Here is an 8025-nt window from a genome sequence, read left to right on the forward strand (position 1 = left end):
GCACGTCGAGGTCTTCCGGATGGGCAGTGTGAGAACTTCCATCCTCGGAAGACCTCGACGTCWCCCCGGGCACCGACGCGCCGAGCCCTACGCGACGCTGGCTACACCCTCAACTGCGAAGAGCCGGTTTGCCGACCGGGCCACCGGCCACGTGGCTGTCCAGCCCGTCGAGCGGGAGCGTGTCCTGACCTGGGTAGAGCTTGCCGCGGGCGATCGCCGTCAGTGCCGCGAGCTCGGCCTCGTCATGTGCGGTCCCGACGTGCTCAAGCACGACATCGCGACCGTCGCGACGTTCAGCGATCTGGACCTTCGTCGCGCCCGACCGGCCCGCTGCCTTCCGCACGAACACCACAAACGCCGACCGTACCGCCAAGCGGGGTGTGTCAATCAGCCCGACCGCAACGCCCTGACCAGCACAAATGCGGAGCCGACCCCGGAATCACGGTCAAGTGGCACGAGTCAGGTTCGAATTCGAGATCCTGACCGACGACTTCGAGACCGAGACCATCGAGCCGGCAGAACTTGGTCAAATCAGCGCGCGCGAAGGTAGCGTCAGGCAAGTCGAGGTCTTCTGGATGGGCGGCGTAGGAACCTCCATCTTCGGGGACCTCGACGCCTGCCCAGCGATGCACTCCCGAACAACCGCTACACCGTCATCTGTGAACCGCCTAGGGGTCAGGTAGCCCAGGTGGTGCTGCAGGGCGACGGCTGCCGGCGAAGGCTCGAGAAGAACCCTAGCGGGGGATCACCTAGCGGCAAGAGGACGTAGCTCCGAGAGCGTCCCATTGTCGCAACCAGTACCGCTACAACTTAAGGCCACAATTCTCCAATCTCTCCCGGACTACATCAACTCGATGACGACCGAAACGTTCTCAGCAAACAAACCCAGGCGATCCAACCGAAGAAGGCCGTCGCTACCAGACTGCCTACAAAGCTGAGAGGGTAATCGGGCGATAACACATTCGAGACCCCGGTGGCGGTCATATATAGCGACAGGACTGAGCATATCCCGAAGAATAGACGGGCGCCGACCTTAGAGGCCGGTCTCAAGTGCATACGCACGGCCGAGTTTCCCCTTTCTCGCCTTACAATCCAGAACCATTCCGGGCAGCGAATCCCTAAAATGGATTGCGTTGGCCAAGGTTCCGGGTGTACTCGACCCTACGGTAGTCAAGAGGAGCCCTCGCCTGGAGCCAACGCCCTCCGACCCACCTCAGCCTACCGACGGCCCAAATCCGGTGAACGGTGAGAGTTTTCACGCGATAGTTTGCGATCGACCAGACGCCCGGCTTCGCGAACCGATACGGGACCTTGGACGTAGGCACCCACTTTCGCTGCAAGATATTCGTCAGCCTTGTTCGCACCCGGTATCGATCAACATAAAGGTACCCGAAGGTAATGTCATAAAAGGTGTCGAGTGTCGATTCTTCCTTATAACTCAGGAACGGAATGGCGCCCAAGGTATTGTATTCACGCCAATATTCAAACGTCGTGAGAGTTTCGATTCCAACCCAGGCCGTCGGACATGAACTTGATGTCTTTCGGTAACACCAGTCTGCGGCCCCCGAGGTATCGGACCGATTTACAGGATCAGTCGGATAGGTGTAAGGCGTCGGATTCCCACCTTGAACGGGATCCGGGGACAAGAAATACCCGGTTGCGGGGTTGTAGAGCCTAAGGCCCATAAGCACCAGACCGCCGATGGCATCGTTCGCCCTCTGGCTTCGCCCCAGCCACCCGTACCTCTTACCTGAAGCGCCCAGACCGACCGCCGCGCCGAACTCCTCGGACTCAAAGTACGAGTACAGCCGCGGCGCCGCGGTCGCGGTAGCGAATATGTCTCCAGTCAGATTCGAGAGCTGGAAGAGAACCTCACCGTCGACGATCTCAGCGACGAGGCCGAGCCCAGGGATAGCCACATTGTGTGTCGTCGTCCACGACACTCCCTGGTCGTCAGAAGTATCTACAGCCGTGGGCGAATCCGAAGCACTGGTATAACGGTACCGCAAGCGGCCGGTCTCTAATCCGTCGGTGCGCTTGATGATCTCATCGATACGGCCGACAGGGTCCAGGCTGTATTCGGCCGTGCGCTCCTCGGTACCGGAGCCGGTCGTTACTTCTTGGGCGAGGCTCCTGACCATGTTATTGGCTCGGTAGGTGACTTCGAGACCACCCGTGGCGCCGACTTCGACATCATCGGCAGGCAGAGTCAGGGTGCGCCCAAGGGGATCGTAGCTATATCCGGCATTGCCAGGTCGGCCCGAGGCATCGTAGCTACTCGAACGCGTGCTGGCGGCAACGTTGGTCTGACACGAGCCGTCTAGCGCGGGCGCGTATCTAGTAAACAGACTTCGTTCCGACGATGCATCGAATTCATAGGCGCGGACGGTGCAACCACCGCCCCGCGAATCCGCTACGACACGCAGGCGCCGAAGCCTGTCGTACTCGTAATTCTGAGACGAAGAAGGGCCGGATTTTCTGATGATCTTTCCAGTCACATCTCGGTCCGCGCTGAAACGAAAAACTGTGCCAGGCCCGTCTGAATATCGCATTCCGATCGGCTGGCCGATCTCATCGGACTGATAGTTGACCGCTATCCCGGCGGGATAGTCGACCATCTCGATCGCACCGCTCCTGCTGTAGGAATAGCTAAACTGGCCCACGCCGGCAACTTCGACCGAATCCATGAATCCAACGGAGTTGAGGTCATAGGAGGTCGTGACCCCTGCATGCGTCTCAGTCTCTACCTGCCCGTTTGAACCAAAACTGACACTAGATGTCGTGCCGTGAGCATCGGCGTACGACGTTGCCCGGCCCCAAGCGTCATACCCCGTCGTGATGGTGGCGCCGCTTCCAGATGCTGTGGTGGGGAGCCCCGACACCGGCGAATATTCGTAGTTAGTCGCGATGGTTTCGGATGAAACACCGCTGCCGACGGTGGAGATCGACCGAGCGATGATTCGCCCGATGTCATCGCGACCAAGACTGGTGGTTCGGTTCGCGATTCCCCCGATCAGTTCAACGACTGTGGTTGGTTGCAGTTCGCCGTCGTACTGGGAGAAATGCGTAGTCGGCCGGGTCGTTCCCGACGCAGGGCCGGTCTTGCAGACCAGCCCGTCCCAAGCGGGCTTTCCGCCGCAATCACCGGATCCGGCTGCCGTGTAGTAGCTGGTCACCGTGGAGTGGGCGTCGTTGCCGGCACCGGTACTGTCTGCGCCACCGCCGGGCCGACGGGTCTCGATCTGGCGTCCGTCGGCGTCGAAGCGGTTGATCGATGTCGACCAGGTTGAGCTGTTGACCTTTGTTGAGGTCGAGGTTGGCGTTCCGAGGGTCCAGCCGTCGCCGTCCCCGGACACGACGGGGGCGTAGCCGTAAGTCGTGACCTTGGGGTCGTGGTCAGCGGTCCGGTCGGCGGTGGCGGCGCTGGTGGTCTCCTTGACGACCAGGCCGAGGGGGTCGCCGCCGGGGTGACCGGTGCGCAGGCCTGGGTCGACGCCGGGGGTATCGTCGTACTCGTAGGCCGTGTGGGTGCGGAAGTAGCCGATCGTGCCGTCTTCCAGCGTGGCAGTGTGGGCTGGTCCGTACTCGTCGTTGACGCGGGTACCGACCGTGTCAGCGTCGCCCCAGGTGTTGTAGATCGTGAAGGACGATGCCTCGAGCGCGACCGCGGGACGGTCGCCCGACGGTGCTGCCTGAACCCGGGCCCACCCGGTGGTGTCGAGAGTCTGGATGGTGTTGCCGCGCGCGTCGACCCATTCGGTGTCGATCAACCATCCGTCCGGGCCGTAGGTGGCGGTGTTGGTGGTCTTCCCCGCGCGGTCGGTGTAGATCAGGCTGGCTTTGGTGACATCGGCGGCGCCGGTGTAGGGCTCGTAGACGGCGTAGACCTTGGTCGGGACAACGCTCTGGCCCCATTCGGCGATCTTGCCCTGAGTCATGTCGGGCAGGCCGCTGCTGGTGGGGGTGAGGTTGTAGTCGATGGACCAGGTCGCGTCGCCGCCGCCGCTGGCGGTGGGGCGTTCTCGCTTGACGTTGAGCAGGCGTCCGATGCCGTCGTAGGTGAAGCGCCACTCGGTCAGCCCAGCGGGCTTGAGGGTGGCAACCATGGTGCGGCCGGCGACGGTGGTGTAGGTGTACTCGGTGCACAGCGGCGTGGCAGCACCAACGCCGTCGGGGTCAGGTCCGCACACCTTGGTGAGCTTGCCGGAGGTGTAGGTGTAGTCAGCGAGCGTCTTGACGTCCACCGCCAGAGGGGTGGCGGCGCCGATGACCCGTTCGACCTTGCTGACCCGAGTCGCGGAGCCAGTGCCGGTGTAGGTGAGCTTCAGGCCGCGGCAGCCCACGGTCTGGGTGGTGGCGTTGCAGGTCGACGACGCAGCCGGGTCCGACTCCCGGATGAAGGTCGGGCGCTGGCTCGCGCTGTTGACAGTGGTGTCATTGCTGGTGCCGGGGGCGTCGGTTTCCTTAAGGATCCAGCCAGGGTCGCCTCCGGTGTCGGAGGTCTTCCACTCCCAGGTCGTCGAGATACTGCCCGCTCCGAGCGGCCTGGTCAGCACCAGCGTGTCCGGGCTGCCCGTGGTCAGGCTCAAGCTGGTGGCGTCGCCCGTGGGTTCCAGCGGCTTGTAGTTCCCGCCACCGGTGGGGGTGAAGGTCTGCGAACCGCCGTTGGTGTCAACGATGACGAGGGTGCCGTCCTTAGTGCGGTTATCGATCACAGAGGCAGCGGAGTCGGAGCTGGCGGTGAGGATCTGGGGGTCGGACCAGCCAGGTCCGAACACGCCCTCGCTCAGCGTTCCGTCAGAGAGACTCGCGAAGGTCCTCCCGATGCCTGCCTTCGAGTCGGCGGCGTCAGCGTCGGCGATCATGGCTTCGCCGTTGAGGAGCGACACCGACGCGGGCCCGAGGTTGGTGGTGGGGAATCTGTCGCCGAAGGCGGAGGCATACAGGCCGAGGTAGAGGGTGGTGGTGCAGGAGTCGGCCGAGCTGGTGTATTGGAAGCAGCCGCGGGTCTCGAGGAGGGCGGTGCCGGCGAGCTTGCCGGTTCCGTAGTCCTCATCGGTGGCGTTCCACACGAGCGCTCCGGTGGTGGAGCGACCGGTTCCGGTGACGGTGCCGGTCCAAGCAGTGCCGTCAGACGCCTTCTTGACCTCAGCCGCAGTCCGCCAGGTGGTCTCGCCGAAGACACGCCACTGCAGGGTCGCGCCGGTCGCCGACGGCGGCCCAGAGATGTCCATCGGGAAGGACGCCGTCGAAGGAGTCCACTGGGCGGGGGTGGCGAACGCGGCATGGCCGGTGCCATAGGAGAACGTGACCGGGGTGCCGTGGTTGCCGGCCTTATCGACCGGGGTGACCTTGAGGACATGCCACCCCGGCGTGGGCGTGTAAGTCGTGACTCTGTCGCCGGAGGAGTTGGCGCCAGCCGCGTTAGTGACGCCGTCGAAGTCGAGGTAGAACCCGCCGGTGTCCGGTGAGCCGTCCAGCGTGACGGTGTCCGAGCCAGGCATGGAGGGGGTCCAGGTGCCGTTGGTGAACTGCGTCGACGAGATCGTGACCGTCGGGGCGATCGTGTCGACCGTGACGTTCTTGCTCGCGAAGGCGGCGGAGCGGACGTTGACGTCGTCCTCACCCCAAGCCCGGATCGTGTACGTCGTGGCCTCGTTCAGGTTCCCGGACGGCACGTCGATGGTGACGGTGCCACCGGAGGGCACCGGGTCGCTGGTGCCGGACCAGACCAGGGTGCCGCCCTGCCTGATCTCGAAGTAGCCCTTGACCTGTCCACCATCAGGATCGGTCACGACCGCGGACAGGGTGGGGGTCTTGGAGGTGATGAAGTTGTTGTACTGCCCCGGAGACGCCATCAAGGCCATGGGGGTCGCCGGGGGCTGGCTAATCGTGACCGTCAGGGTCGGCGACTTCGCGGTGTCGCCGTTCTCCAGGGACCGGTACCTGCGGTAGCTGGCATTGTTCAACGTGACCGCAGCGAGCTGGACGCCATAGTTGGTCGCGCCGCCGGCCCAAGACTTCACGATGTCGGTGGCATCGAAGTCCACCATCCCCTCGGCAGTMCAGCCGGTGAAGCCCTTGCCGGTGTCGTTGGTCGACGCGCCGGTAAGGGTGACCGTGGGCTGGCTGGCCCAAGTGATCCCCGGCACCGTCCAGGACGAGGTGATCTGCGACATCCTGATCGCCGAGCCCGAGCACGAGCCAGCGGCGAAGTTCGACAGGCTCACCTTCGCGTCCACGATCCAGCCCGGCTGCGGACTGCCCAGGGCGGTGGTGTCGAAGCTCAGGTACGAGCGGTTCTGCGTGATGCCGAGGTTGTTCGTGCCGACCCGCAGTTCGGTCGAGGTGTGCTGACTGGTGTTGGGCAGGAAGTTCTGCACCCACGTGTCACCCGTCGCGGTGAGGACCACGGTCGGGTCCACGGTCACCGGGTAGACCCGATCCGGGTCCGCGAGATAGGCCGGGTCGGGACGCAGCACGAGCACGCGGTCCGTGCCGGTGCCCTCGAGCTCGGAGTCGACTGGGACCACCTGGGGCTCGTCAGCCGAGTCCCACATCACCGGCGGGGTCATCGATGCGACGAGTTTGCCGCCGCTCTTGATGTCGATTGACCCGTCGGCACGGGCGATGAGCCGGCCCTGGGAGAGACTCAGGGGGAACCGGTACTCCGGCCCAGCATCTCCCTCAAGAGTCGGGGCTTTATGGAGGACGACGGAGAAGTTGAACCCCTCCGGGTGGGAGGTGACCACGAGCCCACCGTCCTCGATCGAAGCCGGGTCGAAGGCGACCTGGTCACCATCCACCTCGCCCGCTGGAAGCTTCGTTGGCCAGTCCAGCGACAGCGTGGCACCCGAGGGCGAGGTCACCGTCGCGAGCTCCTTGCTGCCGCCGTCGCCGTACTCCACATCGAACGGCACCGCCGACGGCACAACACCCTTGTCAGACGACTCCAGTGAGGCATTGACAGCGACCCACTGGTCGGCATCAGTCCGCGAGCGGACCAGACCGGAGTGTGACTCCAACGTCCACGTACCGTCCGGGTTCGCGAACATCGCCGACGACGGCGTCCGAGCCGAGAGATCCTCCACCCGAGAACCCTGCAAGATCGCGGCGACCATCGCCGAGGTCCTATCAGGACGGTCCGCCACCTTCGGCGCTGCCTGCGGGACAGGAACCGCCTGCTCGACCGCCACCGCGGGTACCTGGAACCCCGCGAACACGACCGCCGCAGCCAAGACCCCGAGCCCAGCAGTGCGGGAGCGAGACCATCGAGATGCTGGGACCGCCCTTGCCGATGCTCGTCGCGAGAAGAACCCGGTCTGCTCAAGCCCAGCCATGACTGCCCGCTTTCTGCTGCGCACGGGCCGAGAAGACGTGACGCACGCCACCCTGCGTTCGCCTCTGGAACTTAGAGCACCGAGACGTTCCCTGTCACGGAGTTGGCAAGAAGTCGCCAATTTCGGCTGCTGGTGTCGAGTGAAGCCTCCTCATCAACCGCGGGGCGTCCCCGAAAGTCCCGACGAAGCCGCCCGCCGGCGTCTCGGCTCACTCCAGGTTTACAACGAGCCACGCCGCTACGGCCGCTGTGATCGAGCCGATGACGGCGATTCCTACGACCATGAGGCCGACGGCCGACTTCGACTCGAGCGGGGTCAGCTTGCCACAATCGACCCTCGAGGGTGACGGGGTAGCGGCCACCGTAGCCAACCGTTGCGACCGTTGTCGCGGCCCACCAGAGCGCGTCGCCGAAGGCCGTGATGTTCGTTGTCGGCGCGTCCTGCTCAGCGTCGTGGACCGCCAGCGCCCGAGTCCCATGGCGGAGCGGGTGAGCTAGGGCGTGTCTCCTAAGTCGCGAGCCAGATGGTGATGGCGCGTAGGACGACCGCGCCCCGATAGACGACTGCGAGCTTGTCGTAGCGGGTGGCGATGCCACGCCATTGCTTGTGGTCGCTGAAGGAGCGCTCGATGACGTTGCGGCCCTTGTAGGCCTTCGCGTCGAAGGCAGGCGGCCTGCCTCCTGCC

At 64.4% G+C, this 8025-nt stretch carries 4 protein-coding genes; all 4 read right to left on the minus strand.

Annotation, left to right across the window (positions count from 1 at the left end; all coding sequences use genetic code 11):
• Positions 1–109: 109 nt before the first annotated feature.
• Positions 110–352: a hypothetical protein gene (locus tag L615_RS01545; protein WP_186449670.1), complete on the minus strand. Its 243-nt coding sequence runs from the start codon at positions 350–352 to the stop codon at positions 110–112.
• A gap of 766 nt (positions 353–1118) precedes the next feature.
• Positions 1119–7196, minus strand: a complete 6078-nt coding sequence (locus tag L615_RS01555; protein WP_186449671.1) for a DNRLRE domain-containing protein — start codon at positions 7194–7196, stop codon at positions 1119–1121.
• Positions 7197–7411: 215 nt separating this feature from the next.
• Positions 7412–7897 (minus strand): potassium channel family protein, encoded by a 486-nt coding sequence (locus tag L615_RS24655; RefSeq protein ID WP_396954686.1) that lies wholly within the window; start codon positions 7895–7897, stop codon positions 7412–7414.
• A partial coding sequence (locus tag L615_RS01565; RefSeq protein WP_145723879.1) for a transposase occupies positions 7848–8025 on the minus strand: 178 nt, incomplete at its 5' end. The genes L615_RS01565 and L615_RS24655, both read right to left, overlap by 50 nt.

The organism is Nocardioides sp. J9, from assembly GCF_007829375.1.
Taxonomy (GTDB): domain Bacteria; phylum Actinomycetota; class Actinomycetes; order Propionibacteriales; family Nocardioidaceae; genus Nocardioides.